At 70.4% G+C, this 24,167-nt stretch carries 20 protein-coding genes; 9 read left to right on the forward strand and 11 right to left on the reverse strand.

The features are described 5' to 3' along the window. Window positions 1–73: 73 nt before the first annotated feature. Genes OOJ98_RS04800 through OOJ98_RS04810 form a run of 3 tightly spaced genes read left to right on the forward strand, consistent with a single transcriptional unit; the run spans window position 74 to window position 2,870 of the window. Window positions 74–1,321 carry a histidine kinase gene (locus tag OOJ98_RS04800; protein WP_267053353.1) on the forward strand — a complete coding sequence of 416 codons (1,248 nt, stop codon included), beginning with the start codon at window positions 74–76 and terminating at the stop codon, window positions 1,319–1,321. Continuing rightward, window positions 1,309–1,965 (forward strand): response regulator transcription factor, encoded by a 657-nt coding sequence (locus tag OOJ98_RS04805; RefSeq protein ID WP_267053354.1) that lies wholly within the window; start codon window positions 1,309–1,311, stop codon window positions 1,963–1,965. Before OOJ98_RS04800 ends, OOJ98_RS04805 begins: the two co-directional genes overlap by 13 nt. Beyond that, window positions 1,962–2,870, forward strand: coding sequence for a DUF4097 family beta strand repeat-containing protein (locus OOJ98_RS04810; protein ID WP_267053355.1), 909 nt, complete (start codon window positions 1,962–1,964; stop codon window positions 2,868–2,870). Before OOJ98_RS04805 ends, OOJ98_RS04810 begins: the two co-directional genes overlap by 4 nt. On the opposite strand, the gene OOJ98_RS04815 is transcribed toward OOJ98_RS04810, so the two are convergent. The 3 genes from OOJ98_RS04815 to OOJ98_RS04825 form a co-directional block, all read right to left on the reverse strand. After that, window positions 2,840–3,460, reverse strand: a complete 621-nt coding sequence (locus OOJ98_RS04815) for a TetR/AcrR family transcriptional regulator (protein WP_267053356.1) — start codon at window positions 3,458–3,460, stop codon at window positions 2,840–2,842. The genes OOJ98_RS04810 and OOJ98_RS04815 overlap by 31 nt on opposite strands. 100 nt (window positions 3,461–3,560) lie before the next feature. Continuing rightward, window positions 3,561–4,577, reverse strand: coding sequence for an aldo/keto reductase (locus OOJ98_RS04820; RefSeq protein ID WP_267053357.1), 1,017 nt, complete (start codon window positions 4,575–4,577; stop codon window positions 3,561–3,563). A 196-nt stretch (window positions 4,578–4,773) separates the two neighbouring features. Beyond that, window positions 4,774–6,168 carry an MFS transporter gene (locus OOJ98_RS04825; RefSeq protein ID WP_267053358.1) on the reverse strand — a complete coding sequence of 465 codons (1,395 nt, stop codon included), beginning with the start codon at window positions 6,166–6,168 and terminating at the stop codon, window positions 4,774–4,776. 207 nt (window positions 6,169–6,375) lie between these two features. Here OOJ98_RS04825 and OOJ98_RS04830 point away from each other — a divergent pair, with 207 nt between their 5' ends. Continuing rightward, a complete protein-coding gene (locus tag OOJ98_RS04830) occupies window positions 6,376–7,257 on the forward strand; it encodes a helix-turn-helix domain-containing protein (RefSeq protein WP_267053359.1) in 882 nt (293 codons plus the stop codon). Here OOJ98_RS04830 and OOJ98_RS04835 read toward each other — a convergent pair. Further along, the gene (locus OOJ98_RS04835) at window positions 7,230–8,690 is read right to left on the reverse strand and encodes an MFS transporter (protein WP_267053360.1); all 1,461 of its coding nucleotides are present in this window, start codon (window positions 8,688–8,690) and stop codon (window positions 7,230–7,232) included. The two genes, OOJ98_RS04830 and OOJ98_RS04835, sit on opposite strands and share 28 nt — an antisense overlap. Window positions 8,691–8,777: 87 nt before the next feature. On the opposite strand from OOJ98_RS04835, the gene dusB reads away from it, so the two are divergent. The 3 genes from dusB (at window position 8,778) to OOJ98_RS04850 (ending at window position 14,613) form a co-directional block, all read left to right on the forward strand. Then, window positions 8,778–9,905 (forward strand): tRNA dihydrouridine synthase DusB, encoded by a 1,128-nt coding sequence (gene dusB / locus OOJ98_RS04840; RefSeq protein ID WP_267055513.1) that lies wholly within the window; start codon window positions 8,778–8,780, stop codon window positions 9,903–9,905. Window positions 9,906–10,325: 420 nt separating this feature from the next. Further along, window positions 10,326–13,049: a pyruvate, phosphate dikinase gene (gene ppdK, locus OOJ98_RS04845; RefSeq protein ID WP_267053361.1), complete on the forward strand. Its 2,724-nt coding sequence runs from the start codon at window positions 10,326–10,328 to the stop codon at window positions 13,047–13,049. A 532-nt stretch (window positions 13,050–13,581) separates the two neighbouring features. Continuing rightward, the gene (locus OOJ98_RS04850) at window positions 13,582–14,613 is read left to right on the forward strand and encodes a helix-turn-helix transcriptional regulator (protein WP_267053362.1); all 1,032 of its coding nucleotides are present in this window, start codon (window positions 13,582–13,584) and stop codon (window positions 14,611–14,613) included. On the opposite strand, the gene OOJ98_RS04855 is transcribed toward OOJ98_RS04850, so the two are convergent. Genes OOJ98_RS04855 through OOJ98_RS04865 form a run of 3 tightly spaced genes read right to left on the reverse strand, consistent with a single transcriptional unit; the run spans window position 14,571 to window position 17,637 of the window. After that, complete coding sequence (locus OOJ98_RS04855) at window positions 14,571–15,407, reverse strand: carbohydrate ABC transporter permease (RefSeq protein ID WP_267053363.1); 837 nt, start codon at window positions 15,405–15,407, stop codon at window positions 14,571–14,573. The two genes, OOJ98_RS04850 and OOJ98_RS04855, sit on opposite strands and share 43 nt — an antisense overlap. Window positions 15,408–15,436: 29 nt before the next feature. Then, window positions 15,437–16,378, reverse strand: coding sequence for a carbohydrate ABC transporter permease (locus tag OOJ98_RS04860; RefSeq protein WP_267053364.1), 942 nt, complete (start codon window positions 16,376–16,378; stop codon window positions 15,437–15,439). Between the two features lie 5 nt (window positions 16,379–16,383). Beyond that, complete coding sequence (locus tag OOJ98_RS04865) at window positions 16,384–17,637, reverse strand: ABC transporter substrate-binding protein (RefSeq protein WP_267055514.1); 1,254 nt, start codon at window positions 17,635–17,637, stop codon at window positions 16,384–16,386. Window positions 17,638–17,846: 209 nt separating this feature from the next. Here OOJ98_RS04865 and OOJ98_RS04870 point away from each other — a divergent pair, with 209 nt between their 5' ends. Beyond that, entirely contained in the window at window positions 17,847–18,251 is a 405-nt protein-coding gene (locus OOJ98_RS04870; protein WP_267053365.1) for a VOC family protein, read from the forward strand. On the opposite strand, the gene OOJ98_RS04875 is transcribed toward OOJ98_RS04870, so the two are convergent. Genes OOJ98_RS04875 through OOJ98_RS04890 form a run of 4 tightly spaced genes read right to left on the reverse strand, consistent with a single transcriptional unit; the run spans window position 18,241 to window position 23,230 of the window. Continuing rightward, window positions 18,241–19,173 (reverse strand): oxidoreductase, encoded by a 933-nt coding sequence (locus tag OOJ98_RS04875; RefSeq protein ID WP_267053366.1) that lies wholly within the window; start codon window positions 19,171–19,173, stop codon window positions 18,241–18,243. The genes OOJ98_RS04870 and OOJ98_RS04875 overlap by 11 nt on opposite strands. Window positions 19,174–19,213: 40 nt before the next feature. Further along, a complete protein-coding gene (nirD, locus tag OOJ98_RS04880) occupies window positions 19,214–19,546 on the reverse strand; it encodes a nitrite reductase small subunit NirD (RefSeq protein ID WP_267053367.1) in 333 nt (110 codons plus the stop codon). Next, the gene (gene nirB / locus OOJ98_RS04885; protein WP_267055515.1) at window positions 19,543–22,011 is read right to left on the reverse strand and encodes a nitrite reductase large subunit NirB; all 2,469 of its coding nucleotides are present in this window, start codon (window positions 22,009–22,011) and stop codon (window positions 19,543–19,545) included. The genes nirD and nirB overlap by 4 nt, the downstream gene beginning before the upstream one ends. 46 nt (window positions 22,012–22,057) lie before the next feature. Further along, window positions 22,058–23,230, reverse strand: coding sequence for an NAD(P)/FAD-dependent oxidoreductase (locus OOJ98_RS04890; protein WP_267053368.1), 1,173 nt, complete (start codon window positions 23,228–23,230; stop codon window positions 22,058–22,060). Window positions 23,231–23,430: 200 nt separating this feature from the next. Between OOJ98_RS04890 and OOJ98_RS04895 the strand changes: the two genes are divergently transcribed. Continuing rightward, complete coding sequence (locus OOJ98_RS04895; protein WP_267053369.1) at window positions 23,431–24,165, forward strand: sensor domain-containing protein; 735 nt, start codon at window positions 23,431–23,433, stop codon at window positions 24,163–24,165. The last annotated feature ends 2 nt before the right edge of the window (window positions 24,166–24,167 follow it).

The following is a 24,167-nucleotide window of genomic DNA, read 5'->3' on the forward strand; positions in this document are numbered from 1 at the left end:
TGGTGCTGGCTACACCCCCCACCGGGCAACAGCATGATGGAACGCCCCCCACCAGCCCAACTACCCTGAGCACATGGCAACTCCCGGCCCGCTGCGGCGCGCGTACCACTGGAGCGCAGCCCACGCGCCGTGGTCGGCGTGGGCCTGGCGCAACACCGCCCTCGTGGCCGCCGCCGTCCCCATGGCCACACCCGCCGCACTCGCCGTCACCTTCCTCACCTTCCACCCCGGCAGCGCCCTCACCGCCCTCGCGGCCGTGCTCGCCCTGTGCCCCCTGCTCACCACCCTCCAACGCAGCCGCTTCTGGTCACTGACCGGCCACGACATACCCGCCATCCACTGGCCCCGCCCCTGGTACCACCGGCACGGACTCATACCCCGGCTGCGCGCCGAAACGACCTGGCGCCAATACGGCTACCACCTGCTGGTCTCCCCGCTCGCCGCACTCGGCGGCGCCCTCGTCGTCATCGGCTGGACCGCCGGCGCCGCCTTCGCCCTCGTCTTCTCCTGGGCCTGGGCCCTGCCCGCCGGCCAGCGCCCCACGGGCTGGAGCGACAAGTACGTCGGCTTCACCATCCTCGGCGTCCTGCTCCTCCTCGCCACCCCCGCCCTCGCCGCGCTCATCGCCCGCCTCGACACCGGCGCCGCCACCGCCCTCCTCGGCCCCAACCGCGCCAAAGAACTCGAACGCCGCGTCGAGGACCTCGCCGAAAGCCGCGCCGACGTCCTCGACGCCGCCGACCTGGAACGCCGCCGCATCGAACGAGACCTCCACGACGGCGCCCAACAACGCCTGGTCTCCCTCGCCATGAACCTCGGCATCGCCCGCGCCACCCTCACCGACCTGCCACCCGAAGCCCGCGCCGTCATCGACGAAGCCCACCGCGAGGCCAAAGAAGCCATCGAAGAACTCAGCAACCTCGTCCGCGGACTCCACCCCGCCGTCCTGGAGGACCGCGGCCTCGACGCCGCGATCTCCGGCATCGCCGCCCGCGCCCCCTTCCCCGTCGACCTCACCGTCGACCTCGACCGGCGACCCACACCCACCATCGAAGCCGTCGCCTACTTCGTCGTCTCCGAAACCCTCGCCAACATCGCCAAACACGCCCACGCCACCCGCTGCTCGGTCCACGTCCGCCGCCACACCACCACCCTGACGATCACCGTCACCGACAACGGCATCGGCGGCGCCGACCCCGCCGCCGGCACCGGACTCCTCGGCCTCCACAAACGCGTAGGGTCCATCGACGGAACCCTCACCATCACCAGCCCCCACGGGGGCCCGACCACCATCACTGTGGAGCTGCCGTGCGGGCTGTGATCGCCGAAGACTCAGTACTGCTGCGGATAGGACTCGTCAAAGTCCTCGACATGGCCGGATTCGACGTCGCCGCCGAAACAGGCGACGCCGAAACCCTGCTCACCGCCGTCGAAACCCACCGGCCCGACCTCGCCCTCGTCGACGTCCGCATGCCACCCGGCTTCACCGACGAAGGCGTACGCGCCGCCCTGATGATCCGTCAACAATGGCCCGGCACCGCCGTACTGCTCCTCTCCCAATACGTCGAAGAACGCTACGCCGCCGACCTCCTCGCCACCCAGAGCGGCGGCATCGGCTACCTCCTCAAGCAACGCGTCGCCGACGTCGAGGAGTTCATCGACGCCCTCAGGCGCGTCGCCGCCGGAGGCACCGCCCTCGACCCCCAAGTCGTCGCCCAGCTCCTGCTGCGCCGCGGCGGCGGACCCGACCCCCTCGAACGCCTCACCCCCCGCGAACGCGAAGTCCTCGCCCTCATGGCCGAAGGCCGCTCCAACGCCGGCATCGCCGCCGAACTCGTCGTCAGCGAAAGCGCGGTCGCCAAACACATCAACAACATCTTCGCCAAACTCGACCTGCCCATCGCCGACGGCGACCACCGCCGCGTCCTCGCCGTCCTCCGCTTCCTCAACGGCGGCCCCGCATGACCCCCACCGGCACAGACACCGAGCAGCCCACACCACCCCGGGCCACCACACCCCCCGGCGGCACGACCGGCCCGAGCACGACACACGGACCCGACACCCAACGCCCCCGCCACCGCCTCCCCTGGATCCTCGTCGCGATCACCGGCGCCCTGTTCATCGTCGTGCCGCTCACCACCTCCCTCCTCGCCGACCACGCGAGCCGCACCGGCGCCTACACCGGCCCCGACAACGACCGCCCCCACACCGTGTCCGCCGTCGAAGTCGACGCCGGATCAGCCCAGATCACCGTCACCACCGGCCCCGCCCGCCACGTCGCCCTGGACGCCACCCTCAACTGGCTGCTGAAAAAACCCACCATCGACCGGACCTGGGACGGCGACACCCTCAAAGTCCACGCCCAGTGCAACGGCTACGTCGACCGGTACCTCCAGAACTGCCAGATCGACCTCCACCTCACCGTGCCCCCCGAAGTCGCCCTCACGGTACGCAGCGACTCCGGCGCCATCCGCGTACGCGACCTGACGGGACCGGCCGACCTCACCAACGGCTCCGGCGGCATGACCCTGCGCGGACTCAAAGGCACCGTCCGGGCCACCGTCGGCTCCGGCGAGATCGAAGCAACCCAACTCGCCACCCCAGAAGCCGACTTGAAGACGGGCTCCGGCACCATACGCGCCGAATTCACCGCCCCTCCCCGCCGCGCCAACGCCGTCGCCGGCTCCGGCACCGTCGCCCTCACCGTCCCCGACGGCACCCACTACCGCATCCTCGGCCACTCCGGATCGGGAGCCCGCACCATCGCCGACACGCTCGCCGACAACACCTCCGACCACACCCTCGACGTCTCCAGCGGCTCGGGCTCCGTCACCGTCGGCTACCCCGCCTGGGGCCCGCCGGCCGGCTGACGCCGCAAACCCTGCACCAACAGATCCACCACCGCCCCGAACTCGTCCCGGATCGACGGCCGCGACCACTCCGCCGCATACACCGGATCATGGAAGCGGCCCGTCGCGTCGAACACCGCACGCGCCGACACCGCCGCCGCGTCCGGCACCGCGAACTCGCCCCGCTCCACACCGAACCGCACGATCACCGTCAGCTGATCCACCAGCTCACCGATGTGCTCCTCCACCACCCGGCTGTTCTCCCGCAGCAGCACCTCATACGTCTCGAACAGCTCCGGGTCGTCACCCGCCTTGTGCATCTTCGCCAAGAACAGCTCGCTCAGCCACAGCCGCAGCACCACCGCCGACTCCAGATCCTGACGGGACGCGATCTCCCGCAACAGCTCCGTCGAACGGTTCAGCCACCGCTCCGTGACCGCCTCACGCAACGCCGCCTTCGTACGGAAATGGCGGTACACACTGCCATGACTCACCCCCAGCTGACGCGCGACATCGACGACCGTGGCCTTCACCGGCCCGTGGCGGCGCAGCACCTCCTCGGTCGCGACGAGGATGCGCTCGGCGGTCAGTGGTTCCGTACTCATGGCCATGACGTTACCTGTGCTCCCAACGGCCCGACGGGCCTGTGGACAACCCCGGGTGACAGACTTGTCCACAGGTCAGGACGGTCCCCGAGCCCCGGCGAAAGGCTCAGCGCTCGCTGTCCAGATGCGCCATCTGCGCCGCCGGATACCGCTCACCCGCCGCCGCACCCGCCGGCACCGCAGCCTCGATCGCGGCCAGATCCTCCGCGGACAGCACCACATCCAGCGCCCCGAGCGCCTCCGCGAGCCGCTCCCGCGTCCGCGCACCGACCAGCGGCACGATGTCCGCACCCCGGCCCTCGCCCTGCGCCAGCACCCACGCGATGGCGATCTGCGCCACCGAGACACCCTTCTGCTCGGCGATTTTCCGCAGCGCCTCCACCAGAGAGAGGTTGTGCCGCAGGTTCTCGCCCTGGAAACGCGGGCTCATGCCGCGGAAGTCACCCGGAGCCAGCTGCCGGTCCGGCGCGAAGTGCCCGCTGATCAGACCGCGCGAGAGGACCCCGTACGCGGTGACGCCGATGCCCAGCTCCACGGCGGCCGGCAGGATCTCCTCCTCGATGCCGCGCGACACCAGCGAGTACTCGATCTGCAGATCGGAGATCGGAGCCACCGCGGCGGCCCGGCGCAGCGTGTCCGCCCCGACCTCGGAGAGACCGATGTGCCGCACATGACCGGCCTGCACCAGCTCGGCGATGGCGCCGACCGTCTCCTCGATCGGCACATCCGGATCGATCCGCGCGATCCGGTAGACGTCGATGTGGTCGACCCCGAGCCGCTGCAACGAGTACGCGGCGAAGTTCCGCACCGCGGCCGGCCGCCCGTCATAACCCGACCAGCCGCCGTCCGGGTCCCGCAACGCCCCGAACTTCACACTGGTCAGCGCCTGTTCGCGGGCCGCGGCGGGAGCGGAACGCAGCGCCTCGCCGATGAGCATCTCGTTGTGGCCCATCGCGTAGAAGTCGCCGGTGTCCAGGAGGGTGACGCCGGCGTCGAGCGCGGCGTGCACGGTGGCGATGGACTCGCCGCGGTCGGCCTCTCCGTACAGGGCGGACATGCCCATGCAGCCGAGACCGAGCGCGGAGACACGGGGGCCGGTGGTACCGAGGGTGCGGGTGCGCATGAGGGGCTCCTTGATGGCGGAGGGGTGGGGCGGGATACGTATCCACCATGACATGACAGATGACAGATTTCAATATCTGTCATCTGTCACCGCCCCGGGGAAGCAACACGGACCCCGGCGCGAGCGGGCCCGCCGCGCACGCCGAAGGGCCCGGACCGTGTGCACGGTCCGGGCCCTTCGGGTCACGCGTCCCCGCTCACCGCATGACACGCGGCAGCCGCAGGCTGAGGAGTGCCGTGACGACGACGAGGCCGAGCTGCGCCAGGAGCGTGACGACGAGCGCGTCCCGCATGCCGAGCGAGGGGGCGAGGGCGAGGAAGAGCGTGCCCAGGGTGGCCACCCCGAGAGCGAGCGCGGACTGCTGGGTGGTGACGACCACGCCGCCGCCCACTCCGGCCCGGTCGGCCGGTATGTCGGAGAGCATCAGCCGGATGAGGACCGGGAGCTGGAGGCCCTGGCCGAGGCCGGCCACCGCGACGCCGGGGGCGAGTTCGGCGACGGTCAGGCCCGACCAGCCGTGCCACACGGTCAGCGTGAGCAGGGCGATACCGGCCGCCTGGATCACACCGCCCGCGCTCACGACGCGGGTGCCGAACCGGCCGATCAGCTTCGGCCCGGCCAGCGACGCCGCGAAGAAGGCGGCCGCCATCGGCACCAGGGCCAGACCGGCGGAGACCGGTCCCATCCGCAGCCCCTGCTGCAGCACCACCGCGACGACGAACATGAAGCCGCTGAAGCCGATCGAGAACGGCACGACCATCACGAGGCCACGGCGCAGCGACTCCGTGTCCAGCAGGCTCGGCGGCACCAGCGGTGTCCGGCCCAGCCGGTCGGCCCGCCGCTCGACCAGGAAGAAGGCGATCGCCGCGAACGGGAAGACACCGAGCGCGACCCACGTCCACAGCGGCCAGCCCGCGGCGCGCCCCTCGGTGAGCGGGAGCAGCAGCGAGAGCAGGGAGAGCGCGAGGAGCAGGGTGCCCGCCACGTCGATGGTGGCCGGCCTGTCGGAGCGGGTCTCGGGGACCGTGCGCACGGCGAGGACCAGGCCGACGACGGCGACGGGCACGTTGACCAGGAACACCGAGCGCCAGCCCGTGCCGGCGACGTCGGCCGCGACCAGGACGCCGCCGAGGATCTGCCCGGCGACCATGGAGAGCCCGCCGGTCGCCCCGTACAGGCTCATCGCCCTGGCCCGGCGCGGGCCCCGGGTGGTGGCCTGGATGGTGGCGAGGACCTGCGGCAGCATCAGCGCGGCCGCGGCGCCCTGCGCCACCCGTGCGCCCACCAGCGTCCAGGCGGTCGGCGCGAGACCGCAGGCGAGCGAGGTGAGGGCGAACGCCGCCATGCCCGTCAGGAACAGCCTGCGCCGGCCCGCCATGTCGCCGAGCCGCCCGCCGAGCACGAGCAGCACCGCGTAGGCGACGCCGTATCCCGCCACGACCAGTTCCAGCGTCGCGGGCCCCGCGGCGAGGTCGCTGTCGATCGACGGCAGCGCGACATTGACGATAAAGAAGTCGATCATGGGCAGCGCGGCGCCGAGCAGCACCGTGAACAGGCCGAGGGGCCCGATGACCGCCCCGTGATGGGCCACCGGAACGGACCCGGAAGCAGGGGAGGCCGACGTGGCCGGAGAAGCGGGAGAGGTGGGGGAGGGCTGAGAGGTCGTCCGTACCGTTGTTTCGCTCACGATGAGGACGATCCACCTTTTCTCAGCCTGGTACCAGAGTCTTCTTATCCTGGTACTACTACTACCTGGACACCGGCTGACAAGGGCCGACGCGTACGGCACCCTGAGTCCATGAGCCCTGTGGCACCGGCGAGCGACGTCCGCCGCCATGAGCTGGCCGAATTCCTGCGCAGCCGACGCGAGCGGATCACCCCCGAGCAGGTCGGCCTGCCGCCCGGCCGGCGCCGCCGCACCCCGGGGCTGCGCCGCGAGGAGGTCGCCCAGCTCTCCGCCGTCGGCGTCACCTGGTACACCTGGCTGGAACAGGCCCGCGACATCCAGGTCTCCCCGCAGGTCCTCGACGCCCTCGCGCGGGCCCTGCTCCTGGACCCCAGCGAGCGCAGCCACCTCTTCGCACTGGCCGGCGCCCTCGACCCCACACCCAACGCGCCCTGCCCCCGGGTCACCCCCGCGCTGCGCGCCATGCTCGACCAGCTGGGACCGATCCCGGCCTGCGTCCAGAACAGCCGGTACGACATCCTCGCCCACAACCGGACGTACGGCCGGCTCCTGTGCGACCTGGACGCCGTGCCGCCCGAGGACCGCAACTGCCTGTGGCTGGCCTTCACCAACCCCCAGTGGCGGGCCTCCGTCGTCGACCTGCCCGACATGAACCGGCTGATGGCCGCCAAATTCCGCGCCTCGATGGCCGAGCACCTCGCCGAGCCGGCCTGGAAGGCGCTGCTCGCCCGCCTCGAAGGGGCGTCCGCGGAGTTCCGCGAGGTGTGGGCCCGGCACGAGGTGGTCACCCAGGGCGGCAAGACGAAGTACCTGCGCAACGCCCACGTCGGCCTGCTCTCCCTCGAACACACCAATCTGTGGCTCGGCCCGACGGCCGGCCCGCGCCTGGTGATGTACGTGCCCTGCGACGAGGAGACCCGCGAGCGCCTGGAGCGCCTCCAGGCGCTCGCCGCGGGTGACCGCGCTCAGGCGTTGGCGTCCGCCGGCGTCTGAGCCACGGGCGCCTCCAGGCGCCGCGCGGTGCGGCGCGCCGACTCGTGCGCCCACTTCCCGCTCGTGGCGAGCCCGAGCAGCAGCACGCTCAGACCGCACCCCGCGATGATCCACCACGCGGGCCGCGCCGCGTCCGGGAAATGACCGGCGTACGCGCCCGCCGAGACGCCCGCCATGCCGCCCGCGAGGACCGCGCCGATCACCGCGACGCCCAGCGTCTGCCCGATCTGCCGGCTCGTGGAGGCGACCGCCGCGGCCACACCGGCCTGCGCTCGGGGCATCCCGGAGACCGCCGTGTTGGTGATCGGCGCGTTGACCATGCCGAAGCCGAGCCCGAACAGGACGTACCCGGTGAACAGGAGCGCCGTGGTCCGCTCGGCGTCGAAGAGCGCGAACAGCAGCCCGCTCGACGCCATCGCCACGCCCGCGATCAACAGCGACAGCCGCGGGCCCCGGTTGCCGACGAGCCGGCCCGAGACCGGCGCGCACACGAAGGTCAGCGCGGCCATCGGCAGCATGTAGAGCCCGGCGTTCAGGGCGCTCAGACCGCGGGCGTTCTGCAGATAGAGGGTGTTGAGGAAGAGGAACCCGCTGAGCGCGGAGAACGCGGAGACCGCTATCACCGTGGCGCCGCTGAACGGGGCACTGCGGAAGAACCGCAGATCGATGAGGGGCTCGGCGCGCCTCGGCTCGTACACCAGGAGCCCGATCAGCGAGGCCACGGCCAGCGAGGCGAAGGCGAGGATCTTCGGCGAGTCCCAGCCGGCGCTCGGCACCTCGATGATCGCGTACGTCAGCGAACCGAGCAGCGCGATGACCAGGAGCTGACCGACCGGGTCGGGGCGGCGCGGCTTGGGCGCGCGCGACTCGGGGATGAAGCGCCACGTCAGGAACAGCGCGATCGCACCGACCGGCAGGTTGAGCCAGAAGATCGAGCGCCAGCCCACCGATTCGACCAGGGCGCCGCCGACGATCGGCCCCATGGCCATCGAGATGCCGACGACGGCTCCCCACACGCCGATGGCGCGGGCGCGTTCGCGGGCGTCGGTGAAGGTGTTGGTGATGATCGACATCGCGACGGGGTTGAGCATCGAGCCGCCCACCGCCTGCACCATCCGGAAGATCACGAGGGTGGTGAGGCTGGGCGCGAGCGAGCAGAGCAGCGAGCCGATGGTGAACAGGACCAGACCCGTCTGGAACACCTTGCGGCGGCCGATGCGGTCGGCGGTCGACCCCGACAGCATCAGGAGCGAGGCGAGGACGAGGGTGTAGGCGTCGATCGTCCACTGCAGACCGGAGACCTCGGCGTGGAAGTCCTTCTGCAGGGAGGGGAGGGCAACGTTGAGGACGGTGTTGTCGAGACTGACGATCAGCAGGCTCAGGCAGCAGATCGCCAGGATGAGCATCCGTCGGCGGTGGGTCGGCTCGGACATGGCTTCGATAGTACGCCTAACTAATAATAACCGGCGACGCGACGCCGGCCCCGAAGAGCCGCCTCCCGCATGCGCGACAATGAACAGATGACCACGCTCTCCATCGGCCCGCACACCGTGCAGCCGCCCGTGGTGCTCGCACCCATGGCCGGCATCACCAACGCCCCGTTCCGCACCCTGTGCCGTGAGTTCTCCGGCGGCAAGGGCCTGTTCGTCAGCGAGATGATCACCACGCGGGCGCTGGTCGAGCGCAACGAGAAGACCATGCAGCTCATCCACTTCGACGAGAGCGAGACCCCGCGCTCGATCCAGCTCTACGGAGTGGACCCGGTCACCGTCGGCAAGGCCGTCCGCATGATCGTCGACGAGGACCTCGCCGACCACATCGACCTCAACTTCGGCTGCCCCGTCCCCAAGGTGACCCGCAAGGGCGGCGGTTCGGCCCTGCCCTACAAGCGGCCCCTGCTCCGCGCGATCCTGCACGAGGCCGTCACGGGCGCGGGCGACCTGCCGGTCACCATGAAGATGCGCAAGGGCATCGACGACGACCACATCACCTTCCTCGACGCCGGCCGGATCGCCGTCGAGGAGGGCGTCACCGCGATCGCCCTGCACGGCCGCACCGCCGCCCAGCACTACGGCGGCACCGCCGACTGGGACGCCATCGCCCGCCTCAAGGAGCACGTCCCGGAGATCCCGGTCCTCGGCAACGGCGACATCTGGTGCGCCGAGGACGCGCTGCGCATGGTCAAGGAGACCGGCTGCGACGGCGTCGTGGTCGGCCGCGGCTGCCTCGGGCGCCCCTGGCTCTTCGGCGACCTGGTGGCCGCGTTCGAGGGCACCGACTCCTTCGCGCGCCCCACGCTGCGCACGGTCTCCGAGGTGATGCTGCGGCACGCGACGCTGCTCGGCGAGTGGATCGGCGACGAGACCCGCGGTGTGATCGACTTCCGCAAGCACGTCGCCTGGTACCTGAAGGGGTTCTCGGTCGGATCGGCGATGCGCAAGTCCCTCGCGGTCACCTCGTCCCTGGAGGAACTGGCCGCTCAGTTGAGCGAGCTGGACCTGGACCAGTCGTGGCCGGACGGTGCGGACGGCCCGCGCGGCAGAACGTCCGGAAACAACCGGGTCGTCCTGCCGGACGGCTGGCTGAAGGACCCCTACGACTGCTCCGGCATCACGATGGAAGCCGAGCTGGACACCTCCGGCGGCTGATCCGCGCCGGTCCGGATCGTGCCGGACCGGTCCAAAGAGCGGTCCGAAGTCTGGAATCCCGCTCGATCGAGCGCGTGATTCTCGCCACCCCTGATAGGGGTTGCGCTCAGATGAGCACTTTTTGCGTGGTTGCATCTCTGAAAGGGGTGGCACTCAGTGCCACCCCTTCTTCGTTCAAGTGATGAACTCACCTGTCGTGAGATCCGCTCAAGTGAGCGCATCCAGGCCCTTTCTTTACCTTCTTCGTTCAAGTGATGAAGGCACCGCCTCACCCCTCCCTACGCGCCAGTCACTTTCGATCTGGTGGCGGACGAGTGGTTACGACCCCGTGACGCCCAAGTGCACGTACCGAGACACCTTCGATCTGGGTATGTTCCTCGCCGTCAGGGCAGCCACCGCGGATTCGAGGAGTCGAGACCCGTGTCGGAAGACAGCAACCTCCAGCACACCCAGAAGTTCGTCTACGACTTCACCGAGGGGAACAGGGACCTCAAGGACCTTCTCGGCGGGAAGGGCGCGAACCTCGCCGAGATGACCAACCTCGGCCTCCCCGTCCCGCCCGGGTTCACGATCACCACCGAGGCCTGCAAGGTCTACCTCGACAGCGGCAACGAGCCCGCCGAACTTCGCGACGAGGTCACCGCACACCTCGACGCCCTCCAGACCACCATGGGCAAGAAGCTCGGCCAGGCCGACGACCCGCTGCTCGTCTCCGTCCGCTCCGGCGCCAAGTTCTCCATGCCCGGCATGATGGACACCGTCCTCAACATCGGGCTCTCCGACAAGTCCGTCACCGGCCTCGCCAAGCAGTCCGGCGACGAGCGGTTCGCCTGGGACTCCTACCGCCGCCTCATCCAGATGTTCGGCAAGACCGTCCTCGGCGTCGACGGCGAACTCTTCGAGGAAGCCCTCGACGAAGCCAAGGCCGCCAAGAAGATCACCGTCGACACCGACCTCGACGCCGGCGACCTGAAGAAGCTCGTCAAGCACTTCAAGAAGATCGTCAAGACCGAGGCCGGACGCGACTTCCCGCAGGACCCGCGCGAACAGATGGACCTCGCGATCTGCTCGGTCTTCGAATCGTGGAACACCGACCGCGCCAAGCTCTACCGCCGCCAGGAGCGCATCCCCGGCGACCTCGGCACCGCCGTCAACATCTGCTCCATGGTCTTCGGCAACCTCGGCCCCGACTCCGGCACCGGCGTCGCCTTCACCCGCGACCCCGCCTCCGGCCACCAGGGCGTCTACGGCGACTACCTCCAGAACGCCCAGGGCGAGGACGTCGTCGCCGGCATCCGCAACACCGTCGCCCTCGCCGACCTGGAGGGCATCGACAAGAAGTCCTACGACCAGCTCATGGGCATCATGGAGACCCTGGAGACCCACTACAAGGATCTCTGCGACATCGAGTTCACCATCGAGCGCGGCCAGCTGTGGATGCTCCAGACCCGCGTCGGCAAGCGCACCGCGGGCGCCGCCTTCCGCATCGCCACCCAACTCGTCGACCAGGGACTCATCGACGAGGCCGAGGCCCTCCAGCGCGTCAACGGCGCCCAGCTCGCCCAGCTGATGTTCCCCCGCTTCGACGACGGCGCCAAGAGCGACCTCATCGGCCGCGGCATCGCCGCCTCACCCGGCGCCGCCGTCGGCAAGGCCGTCTTCGACTCGTACACCGCCGTCAAATGGTCCCGCTCCGGCGAGAAGGTCATCCTGATCCGCCGCGAGACCAACCCCGACGACCTCGACGGCATGATCGCCTCCGAAGGCATCCTCACCTCCCGCGGCGGCAAGACCTCCCACGCCGCCGTCGTCGCCCGCGGCATGGGCAAGACCTGCGTCTGCGGAGCCGAGGAGCTGGAGGTCGACACCAAGCGCCGCCGCATGACCACCCAGGCCGGCACCGTCATCGAAGAGGGCGACGTCGTCTCCATCGACGGCTCCACCGGCAAGGTCTACCTCGGCGAAGTCCCCGTCGTACCGTCCCCCGTCGTCGAGTACTTCGAGGGCCGCATGCACGCCGGCGCCGACGACGCCGACGAACTGGTCGGCGCCGTCCACCGCGTCATGGCCTACGCCGACCGCGTACGCCGCCTGCGCGTCCGCGCCAACGCCGACAACGCCGAGGACGCCCTGCGCGCCCGCCGCTTCGGCGCCCAGGGCATCGGCCTGTGCCGCACCGAGCACATGTTCCTCGGCGAACGCCGCGAAATGGTCGAGAAGCTCATCCTCGCCGACACCGACGACGAGCGAGAGACGGCACTCAGTGCCCTGCTCCCGCTCCAGAAGAAGGACTTCATCGAGCTGTTCGAGGCGATGGACGGACTCCCCGTCACCGTCCGCCTCCTCGACCCGCCGCTCCACGAATTCCTGCCCGACATCACCGAACTGTCGGTACGCGTCGCCCTCGCCGAGTCCCGCAAGGACGCCAACGAGAACGACCTGCGCCTGCTCCAGGCCGTCCACAAGCTGCACGAGCAGAACCCCATGCTCGGCCTGCGCGGCGTACGCCTCGGCCTCGTCATCCCCGGCCTGTTCGCCATGCAGGTACGGGCGATCGCCGAAGCCGCCGCCGAACGCAAGAACGCCAAGGGCGACCCCCGCGCCGAAATCATGATCCCCCTCGTCGGCACCGTCCAGGAGCTGGAGATCGTCCGCGAGGAGGCCGACGCCGTCATCGCCGAGGTCGAGGCCGCCACCGGCACCGAACTCAAGCTGACCATCGGCACCATGATCGAACTGCCCCGCGCCGCCCTGACGGCCGGCCAGATCGCCGAAGCCGCCCAGTTCTTCAGCTTCGGCACCAACGACCTCACCCAGACCGTGTGGGGCTTCTCCCGCGACGACGTCGAAGCCAGCTTCTTCACCGCCTACCTGGAGAAGGGCATCTTCGGAGTCTCCCCGTTCGAGACCATCGACAAGGACGGCGTCGGCTCCCTCGTACGCTCCGCCGTCCAGGCCGGCCGCGCCACCCGCCCCGACCTCAAGCTCGGCGTCTGCGGCGAGCACGGCGGCGACCCCGAGTCGGTGCACTTCTTCCACGAGGTCGGCCTCGACTACGTGTCCTGCTCGCCGTTCCGCATCCCCGTCGCCCGCCTCGAAGCCGGCCGCGCCGCGGCCGAGTCCAAGGGCAGCGACAGCCGCTGAGACCCCGGAACCGCCGCCGGGTCCCCGACCCTCACCACCGATCCGGCGGCGGCTCCGGCCACCAAGAAGGGGCAGCAACCCTGTGCGGGGGTGCTGCCCCTTTCGTGTGCGCACTTCCCCGACCGCCGAAGCACCGGCCCCGCCAGGTGTGCGGCCGCTTAATTCCGGTTGAATGGCGGACATTTAACAGGGCCGTGGCCGGAAATGCAGAGTGCGGTTCACGGATCCCCACCCGTGAACCGCACTCTGTCAACCACGCCGAGCACGGAGCCGCCACCTACGCCCACCGCCGCCAGAACCTGTGAAGCCCCCCACGGTCTTCGCAGAATCTTTCCGGTTGGCTCGGTGTCGTGCCCGACGAGGTACAGCTTTTCGTCCCCGGGGCACCTTCCGCGAGGCCTTTCAACTGTGGCTGAAAGGCCCGTGGTCACGGGCAGTGACGGGAGGCATACTCAGTCGAGTCGGTCGGGGGATCAATTGCGGATGCAACACAACGCAACAGGTTGCAACACAGTGGACAGGTGGGGTTTCGGTGCTGCGCATTCATTTCACCGGCGAGGATCTGGCCCGGCTCCGTATGGCGCCGGGTCCCGACACGCTGTGGGAAACGATTCTCAGCTTTCACCGCTTAAGGGACCGGCGGGGCGCTTCCGTATTCGGCGAATGGCGACAGGAAACTCGCGCCCGGCTCAGCGGAGAAACACGATTGCTCTCCGCAGTCGTACCGTGTCGGGGATATTTCCCCGACTTTCTCACCCCGCCCCGCGGCCCCCATTCCCTCGACGCCGGACTTGAACGCATACGCGAAACCGGCCCCGAACGCCTGAACGAAGAACTCTCCCGGCTCCCCGGCGGCCGGCCCTCCACCGGCTGGGCCGCCTCCCTCGCCGACGGCTGCACCACCCAACTCGGCCGCCTCGCCGACGCCCTGGCCGCCTACCACCACGCGGCCGTCTCCCCCTACTGGTCCCACATACAGACCCGCGTCGACGCCGACCGCGCCGCCCGCGGCCGCGCCCTCCTCGACGGCGGCGCCGGCGAACTCCTCGCCTCCCTGCCGCCCATGCTCCGCTGGCGTGCCCCCGTCCTCGAAGCCGACTACCCCGTCGACCGCGAACTCCATCTGGGCGGACGCGGCCTGCTCCTGCAGCCCTCCTTCTTCTGCCGCCGCACCCCCGTCGCCCTCCAGAACCCGAAACTCCCGCCCGTCCTCGTCTACCCCGTCACCCACACCCAGGCGCCCTACGAATCCCCGCCAGGACCAGACCGCGGCACCTCACTCGGCCGCCTCGTCGGCCACACCCGCTCCAGCGTCCTGCACGCCATCGGCAACGGCTGCACCACCAGCGAACTCGCCCGCAGGGCAAGCGTCTCCCTCGCCTCCGCCAGCCAGCACGCCGGAGTGCTCCGCGACGCCGGCCTCCTCGTCACCCTGCGGCACGGCAACTCCGTCCTGCACACCCTGACCCCGCTCGGCTCCGCCCTGCTGTCCGGCGGCACACCCCCCGCGCCGCGCCGGCCTCAGTCGTCGATCCCCGAACGCTCCACGCCCGCCACGATGTAACGCTGGAGCAGCAGGAACACCAGGACCAGCGGCACGATGGACACGGCCGCCGCCACGAACAGCTCGTGCAGCCGCACCACTTGAGCCGTCGTGAACGTCGACAGCGCCACCTGCACCGTCCACGCCCCACGGTCCTGCCCGATCACCAGCGGCCACAGAAAGGAATTCCAGGCACCGATGAACACAATGGTGCCGACGGCCGCGAACACCGGACGCGCATTGGGTACGACGATCCGCCAGTACGTCCGCCAATACCCGAGACCGTCCACCCGGGCCGCATCCTCAAGCTCCCGTGGAAATCCCGTGAAGAATTGGCGGAAGACGAAGCACGCGAACCCCGAGAACAGGGTCGGAACGATCAGACCACGCAAGCTCGACACCCAGCCGAGCGACGAAACAAGAACGAAACTTGGTACGAACGTGACCGCCGCCGGAACCATCAGCGTCCCCAGCACCGCATAGAACACCTGGTTGGCGAAGCGGTACGGGATCCTCGCCAGCCCGTACCCCGCCAGCGACGCCAGCACCAGCGTCCCCACCGTCGTCGCCACCGCGATCAACGCCGAGTTCAGCAACGACCGCGCCATCGGCACCGCCGGATCCTCGAACAGCTCCCGCACGTTCGACCAGTGCAACGTCGACGGGAAGAACGTCCACGACGGCGACGTGATGTCCTGCTCGGCGGCGAGACCGTTGCGCACCAGCAGATAGAACGGCACCAGAAACAGCAACGCCAGCACCACAAGCACCACCGCCCGCAGCGCCCGCCCCGCCCGCACCAGCGCGTCGTCCACCCCGGCCCCCACCCGCCCCCGCGCCGCCCTCACGCCTCGGCCTCCTTCCGCCCCAGACCGAACCACCGGGCCTGGAACACCGTCACCACCGCGATGATCAGCGCCAGAATCACCGCACCCGCACTGCCCATCCCCAGGTTCTGCCCCTGACCCAGCGCCGTGTAATACAGATAGACCAACGGCGGCCGCGCATAGGGCGGATAACCCCGCGCGTCCGACAGAAGGTTGTAGAACTCGTCGAACGCCTGGAACGCGTTGATCACCAACAGCAGCACCACCGCCACCGACGTCGTACGCAACTGCGGAAACGTGATGTGCCGGAACACCTGCCACCCCGGCCGCGCCCCGTCGACCGCCGCCGCCTCGTACAGCCGCGGACTGATCCGCTGGAGCCCCGCCAGGAAGAGGATCATGTAGAACCCGGCCTGCAGCCACAGCCGCACCGTCACGATGACCAGCCAGTACCAGGGCGGATGCGTCGTCGAAAGCCACGCCGTCTGATCCGCCCCGAACCAGCCGAGCACCGTGTTCGCCAGACCGAACCGCACCCCGTTGAAGATCGACAACTTCCAGATCAGCGCCGCCACCACATACGAACAGGCAGCGGGCAGAAAGAACACCGACCGGAAGAACGCCTGGAAGCGGCGCATCCGGTTCACCATCAGCGCGAGCCCCAGCGCCAGCCCGTACGTCGCCGGCACGATGAACAGCGAGAACACCGCGAACGTGCCGAGGCTGGAGGTGAACGCCCCGTCCCGCAGCATCGCCGAGTAGTTCCCGAACCCCACGAAGTCGCTCGGCGAGACCGTGTTGTGCGCGTCGAAGAAACTGAGGTACACACTCCACAGCAGCGGGACGTACGTGAACAGGGCGAGCCCCGCCGCGAACGGACCGACGAAGATCCAGAACCAGAGCGTGTCATGGGCCCGGCGCCGCAGCACGGGGCGGCGCGGGGGCGTCGGGCGTCGCACGGCCGTCAGCGCTTCTTCACCCGCTGAAGTTCATCATTGGTCTTTCGGATGACAGATTTCATCTCACTGTCAGGGCTCGCCCCGTCCTTGATGATCCGGCTCAACGCGTCCTGGTACGCGCTCTGCATCGTCGGCGTCCACAGCAACGGCTGCGCGTAGCCGTCCTCCGTCACCAGCCTCACCACCTCGGCCGCCGCGCCCTGCCGCAGCTTGGCCGCCTTCTTGGCGAGCGAGAGCCGCGCCGGGATGTGGAAGCCGTACGACAGCGCGAAGTCCTCCTGGAAATCGGCGCGTTCCACCCAGAGCCACTTCACATACGCCTCCGCCTCGGCCCGGTGCTTCGACCGCGTCGACACCGCCGCGGCATACGCCCCCACCGGCACCGACGGCTTACCGCCCGGCCCGTCCTTCGGGAACGGCAGCACCCCGAAATCGTCCCCGAACGCCTTCTGCACCGCCGGAAGCGCCCACAGCCCCGACCACTGCATCGCCGTCAGACCCTGCACGAACGCCGACGGATCAGACCAGTCGCTCGGCGCACCCAGCAGCAGCGACTTGTCCGTGTACAGCTGGCGCAGCTTCCCCAGCGTCCGAGCCGCCGCCGGGTCGTCGAAACCCGCCCTGCCGTCATCGGTGACCAGGCTGAGCCCCGCCGCGTACAGAGGCGTACCGCCCAGTACGCCGGCGCCCCCGTCGTTCCCGAGGAACAGCCCCTTCACCGTGTTCCGTGTCAACGCCTTCGCCGCGTCCACGAGTTCGTCCAGCGAACCCGGCGGCCGGACCCCAGCGTCCCGCAGCAGGCTCTTGCGGTAGTACAGGAACTGGGTGTCCACGACCTGCGGGACACCCCAGATCCTCCCGTCGTACGTCTTCGGCGCGAGCACCGCCGGATTGAAATCGTCCCGCACCCCGTCGAACAGGGCCGTGAGATCGGCGACCTGGCCGCCCTGGATCTGGTCCAGCGTCGGCCCGTTGACCTCGAAGACGTCCGGCCCCGACGACGTGAGCAGCGCCGCAGCGGTCTGCTGGTCGTAGTTGCCCGGCCGCCACTGCACGGAGACCTTCGCCTTGCCGTACGCCGCCGCGTACCGGCGCACCGCCGCCTCGGTCCCGCTCTCCCCGTACTGGTGGTACCAGTGGTCGAGCGTCACCTTCCCGTCCGCCGAACCACCCGTGCCACGGCCGGTGTTGGAGCCGCACGCCGTGAGCAGACCGCACGCGGCCCCGGCGCCGAGCAGTGCCCTGCGACTGATCGTCATGGCGTACGCCCCCTCTTCGTCGTCCCGCTCCACCGCTCAACGATCAACCATGAGGGGCGATTACGACAGGGCTGTTGCGACGGTGTGTCGGTCGTACGGCCGCCCCGCCCGAGGATGGCCGAAAGTCGGCCACGAGAGAGCGATGAGTTTCCCGCCCGCCGCCGGTCCACCCCTCGTAAGCAACGCCACGGCCCCCGAGGGAGCACACCATGCCCACCATGATCTTCGTCAATCTGCCCGTGAAGGACCTGGACCGTTCCAAGGACTTCTTCGGCAGGCTGGGCTACACCTTCAACCCCCAGTTCACCGACGAGAACGCCGGCTGCCTGGTCATCAGCGACACGATCTACGCCATGCTCCTGACCGAGCCGTTCTTCAAGAACTTCACCCAGCGCCAGATCGCCGACACCGCCACCACCGTCGAATCGATCGTCTGCCTCAGCGCCGACAGCCGCGAAGAGGTCGACCGCCTCGTCGACACCGCGCTGACCTCCGGCGGCTCACCCGCCAACGACACCATGGAACAGGGCCCCATGTACGGCCGCTCCTTCCTGGACCCCGACGGCCACCACTGGGAGGTCATGTACATGGACCCGGCCGCGGTCAACAGCTGAACAGCGCCTCGTACGTCACGCCGGTGAGCTGCTCGGACGCCGTCCACAGCCGCTCACCGGCGAGGTCGTTCACCGTCCAGGGCGCCCGCCAGGACGGTGCGGGCGCGCCGCGCCACATCATCAGGGACGGCCCCGTGAACGAGTCGGGCCGCACCCCGGGCGCGGTCGCGGCGTACAGCGTGGGCAGCGCGCCGGCCTCCGCGGGCTGGGCCATGATCCGGTTGCCGAGCTCCACGATCCGCTCGGCCCTCCTGCGGCCCTCCATCCGTACGGCCTGCGTCTGCAGATTGGTGGCGGCGTACCCGGGATGCGCGGCCGCCGCGACGACGTCGGAGCCCGCGGCCTCAAGGCGCCGGGCCAGCTCGTGGACGAACAGCAGGTTCGCCGACTTGGAGCGCCCGTAGGCGACCCACCGCCGGTAGCGGCGGTCACTGTTGAGATCACCGATATCAATGTTCGACAGTGCGTGCATGCCACTCGACAGGCTCACCACCCGGCCCGCCCCGGCCGCGCGCAGCCGGGGCAGGAGCAGCCCGGTGAGCGCGAAGTGGCCGAGGTGATTGACGCCGAACTGCGTCTCGAACCCGTCGGCGGTCCTGCCGTGGGGCAGTGCCATCACGCCCGCGTTGTTGATCAGCAGATCGAGGCGTTCATACGGAAACGCTTCCGCGAACGCCCGTACCGAGGCGAGATCGGCGAGGTCGAGCAGCAGCAGCTCCACGTCCGCGCCCGGCACGTCGCGGCGGACGCTCTCCACGGCCTGCCTGCCCCGCGCCTCGCTGCGGCAGGCGAGCACCACGCGTGCGCCTCGCCGGGCGAGCTCCCGCGCCGTGACGAGGCCGATCCCGCTGTTGGCCCCGGTGACGACCGCCGTGCGGCCGCTCTGGTCGGGGATGTCCTGAGCGCTCCAGCCACGTTTCATCCCCCCACCGTACCGGCCGGTATGCCGGAAGGCGGGTCATCTAGCGCGCGTGCTCGGTCTCGTAGGTGCGGACGGTCTGCGCCTCGTCGTCGAGGCAGGCCCCGGTCTCCAGGTCGAAGCGGTGCTTGAGGAGTGGCGAGGCCACATAGGGGCGGCCCTCCGGTGTGGAGCCGAGCAGCCCGCGGGACAGGACGTAGGCGCCGGTGAACGGGTCACGGTTGTCGATCGCGTAGGTGCGGCCCCGCCGGTCGGTGAAGACGGCGGCCTGGCGGCCGTCGGGCAGGAGCGCGGCGACGCCACGCCCCGGGGTGAGGCGGGCGGTCTCGCAGACCGCGACGGTGCCGTCCTCCAGCTTGAGGTGGACCATGGTCATCGGGTGGCTCCCAGGGTGAGGAGGGGAAGTTCCGGCTTGATCTGGTCGCGCTCCGGGACGAAGCGCACCGAGGGGTCGGGTGCGCCGGGCGCGTTCACGAAGGACACGAAGCGGGCGAGCCGCTCGGGGTCGTCGAGGGTCTCGGCCCACTCGTCGCGGTAGCCGGCGACGTGCGCGGCCATGAGGGCTTCGAGTTCGGCGCAGATGCCGAGCGAGTCGTTCACCACCACGTCCCGGACGTGGCCGAGGCCGCCCTCGATCCGCTCCAGCCATACCGAGGTCCGCTCCAGGCGGTCGGCGGTGCGGATGTAGAACATGAGGAATCTGTCGATCAGACGGACAAGTTCGTCATCTGTCAGATCCTGGGCGAGCAGGTCGGCGTGGCGGGGGCTCGCGCCGCCGTTGCCCCCCACGTACAGGTTCCAGCCGTTGGCGGTGGCGATGACCCCGAAGTCCTTCGACTGGGCCTCGGCGCACTCGCGGGCGCAGCCGGAGACCGCCGACTTCAGTTTGTGCGGCGACCGCAGGCCCCGGTAGCGCAGCTCCAGGTCGATGGCCATCCGTACCGAGTCCTGCACACCGTAGCGGCACCAGGTCTGGCCGACGCACGACTTCACGGTACGCAGCGACTTGCCGTAGGCGTGCCCGGACTCGAAGCCGGCGTCGACCAACCGGGTCCAGATGGAGGGCAGTTGGTCGACGCGGGCGCCGAAGAGGTCGATGCGCTGGCCGCCGGTGATCTTCGTGTAGAGGCCGAAGTCGCGTGCCACCTCGCCGATCACGATGAGCCGGTCCGGGGTGATCTCGCCGCCGGGGATGCGCGGCACGATCGAGTAGGAGCCGTTGCGCTGCAGGTTGGCGAGGAAGTGGTCGTTGGTGTCCTGGAGCGCGGCCTGTTCGCCGTCGAGGATGTGTCCGTTGCCGAGGGCGGCCAGGATGGAGGCGACGGTCGGCTTGCAGATCTCGCAGCCCTCGCCGCCGCGCGCCTGGGCGCGTCCGTGCCCGTCGAGGAGTGCGGTGAAGGTGGTCAGGCGCAGCGCCAGCGCGATCTCGTACAGCTCCTGGCGGGTCTGGGCGAAGCAGCCGCAGAGGCCGGTGTCGCCGGATTTCGGGAGCAGCATCCCGATGGTCTTGACGCAACTGCCGCATCCGGTGCCGGCCTTGGTGCACCGCTTGACCTCGGGCAGGGTGGAGCAGGCGGTGATGGCGGCCTTGGTGACGTTGTGGCAGGAGCAGATGACGGCGTCGTCGGGCAGGGATTCCGGGCCGAGCGCGGCGGGCGCGCCGAGCCCGGCGGGCAGGACGAGTTGCTCGGGTGCGACGGGCGGCACGTGCCCGGTGAGCGGGCGGAGCGTGCCGTAGGCGTCGGCGTCGCCGACGAGGACGCCGCCGAGCAGGACGCCCTCGCAGGAGATGACCAGTTTCTTGTAGACGCCGGAGCGGGAGTCCGCGTACACGACGTCGAGGCAGCCTTCTGCGGTGCCGTGCGCGTCGCCGAAGGAGGCGACGTCGACGCCGAGCAGCTTCAGTTTGGTCGACAGGTCGGCACCGGTGAAGGCGCGTTCGCCGGCGGCGGCGATGGTGTCGGCGGCGGTCTCCGCCATGTCGTAGCCGGGGGCGACGAGTCCGTACACCCGGCCGTCGGCGGCCAGCGCGCACTCGCCGATCGCGAAGACGGCGGGGTCGCTGGTGCGGCACTGTGCGTCGACGACGATGCCGCCGCGCTCGCCGACCGCGAGTCCGCAGGCGCGGGCCAGCTCGTCGCGGGGGCGGACGCCGGCGGAGAACACCACGAGGTCGGTCGACAGATGAGAGCTGTCGGACAGTGTCATTCCATTGACGTGTCCCTCCGCACCGGCGGTGATCTCCTGCGTGCCCACACCCGTGTGCACGGTGAGGCCCATGTTCTCGATGGTGCGCAGCAGCGCCGCGCCGCCGCCCTCGTCGACCTGGACCGGCATCAGGCGGGGCGCGAACTCGACGATGTGCGTGTCGAGGCCGAGGCCGCGCAGCGCGCCGGCGGCCTCCAGGCCGAGCAGTCCGCCGCCCACCACGGCGCCGGTCGTCGCGGTCTTCGCGTACGCCTCGATGGCGAGCAGGTCCTCGATGGTGCGGTAGACGAAGCAGCCGGGCAGGTCCTTGCCGGGGACGGGTGGTACGAAGGGGTACGAGCCGGTCGCCAGGACGAGCGTGTCGTACGCGAAGGTGCGGCCCGAGCGGGCGGTGACGGTGCGCGCCGCCCGGTCGACCGACTCGGCGGGGTCGTCCACGTACAGCTCGATGCCGTGTTCCCGCAGGAAGCCGTCGGGTACGAGGCCGAGTTGGTCGGGTGTCCTTCCCTCGAAGTAGGAGGTGAGGTGGACGCGGTCGTACGCGGGGCGGGGTTCCTCGCACAGCACGACCACCCGGGTCCGCCCGGTCGCGCCGCGCTCGGCCAGCGCTTCGAGGAAGCGCTGGCCGACCATGCCGTGGCCGATGACGACGAGGGTGGAAAGGTGTTCGGTGGGCACGTCAGGAACCTCCGTCGTGGGTGAGCAGGTGGAGCAGGGGCGCGTCGGGTACGGGTTCGTCGGTCCCCCAGGTCCTGGCGAGGGTCCCGACCGCGCCGAGGTCGCCGAGGAGTACGCCCCCGACCAGGCGGTCGCCGCGTACGACGACCTTGCGGTAGGCGCCCCGGGTGGCGTCCGCGAGGTGGGCCACGTCGTCGCCGGGGCGGGGTGTGGGCTCGCCGAACGCGGCGAGGTCCAGGGGGCGGGGGCCGCCGAGTGTGAGCCGGGTGAGGCCTCGGGTGCCCGGGTAGGAGCCGCGTCCGGTGGTGAGCAGTTCGCCGAGGGCGTCGGCCTGTTCGAGGGCGGGGCCGGCGAGTCCGTACACCGTGCCGCGGTGCTCGGCGCAGTCGCCGACGGCGTGGATGAAGGGGTCGGAGGTGCGCAGCTCGTCGTCGACGACGATGCCCTGGGCCACGTCGAGGCCGGCGTCGAGCGCGAGGCCGGTGCGTGGGCGGACGCCGGTGGCGAGGACGACGAGTTCGGCGCCGAGGACGAAGCCGTCGGCGAGTTCGACGTCGGTGCCGGCCGGGCCGGTGAGCCCGCGGACCCGGCATTCGGTGTGCACTTCGACGCCGAGGAGTTCGAGGTGGTCGCGGAGCAACGCGGATGCTCCGGCGTCGAGTTGACGTTCCATCAGACGCTCGCCCTGCTGGGCCAGGACGACCTGGGCCCCGCGTTCGGCTAGGGCCCGCGCCGCCATCACCCCGAGCAGTCCGCCTCCGATGACCACGGCGCGGGCGCCCTCGCGGGCCCGTTCGCGCAGGGCGAGCGCGTCGTCGAGGGTGCGGAAGGGGTGGACGCCGTCGGGCAGCCGGCCGCCGCGCAGTCCTCGCAGCGGCGGCAGTACCGGGTTCGAGCCGGTCGCGAGCACGAGGCGCCCGTAGGGGACGGCGCTGCCGTCGTCGCAGTGCACCACCCGGGCCGCCCGGTCGATCCGCACCGCCCGCACGCCCCGCCGCACCGGCACCGGGGGCAGGGCCGTCACCTCGGGGCCGTACCGTCCGGCGAGCACCTCCGCGAGGAGCACCCGGTTGTACGGTGCGTGGGGCTCCTCGCCGATGACGGTCACCGGGACACGCCGGGCCAGGCGGGCACCCGCTGTGCCGCCGCCGATCACCACGATGTCCGTACTCATGTGCCCCAGCGTGGGCGCGCGCTGTTTCCCGGTGGCATCCCGCCGATTACCGCGGGGGAACCTTGCGCTCAGCGGGGCGGGTGGCGGGGTGTGAGGAGCGGGACGGGGCGGGACGGCGCGCGGGGGGTGGGGTAAACCGAACCATGAAGATCCGTGGTGGCACGATCGAAAGGGCGGCCCGGGGGCGGGAGCCTTGAGGCATGGACCTCGCGCAGCGGAACTCCGCACCCACTCCGACCGCACCCACTCCGACCGCATCGACCTCGACCGCCGCCACCGCCGCCACCCTCGTGGACGCGCCCGGCTCGGATCAGCACGCGCGGCACCGCCGCAGGGCCGGCGACGGGGGCCGGAGGGGGTTTCCCGGCGGGTGGAAGGCCTTCCTCCGTGAGCCGTTCCGGGCGGCGACGTGGCTGCGGTTCGCCTACCTCCTGCTGGCGTTGCCCGTCGGCATCGTGTGCCTCCCCATAGCCCTGGTCGGCGGTCCGGCCGGCCGGATCCAGCGCGGGCTCGCCCGCAGGCTGCTCGGGGTGGAGGTGGCCGACCCCGACCGTGGCGGCCGCACCGGGCTGCTCGCCCTCGCCCATGCCGTGATCAGCCTGCCGCTCAACCTGATAGCGCTGACCGTGTCCGGCTACTTCTGGACGGTCGTCCTCATGAACCTGGCCTATCCGTTGCGGCCCGGCGGTGACCCCACCGATGCCTGGGGCGGTCCCACGATGGCCGGGGCGTGGGCGGTGCACGGCATAGGCGGCGGCGTGAGCTTCCTGCTCATCACGCCGTGGGTGATGAAGGGCTTCACGGTGATCCAGGCCCGGCTGGTGAAGGGCTTCCTCGGCGCGGACCGCACCGGGCTCCTGAAGGCGACCTGGGTCGCCCTGGCGCTGGCGCTGGTCTGCGCGATCCTGTCCATACCCGTGATCCACCAGCTCTGACC

Origin of the sequence: Streptomyces sp. NBC_00083 (assembly GCF_026343295.1) — a bacterium.
Lineage (GTDB): Bacteria > Actinomycetota > Actinomycetes > Streptomycetales > Streptomycetaceae > Streptomyces.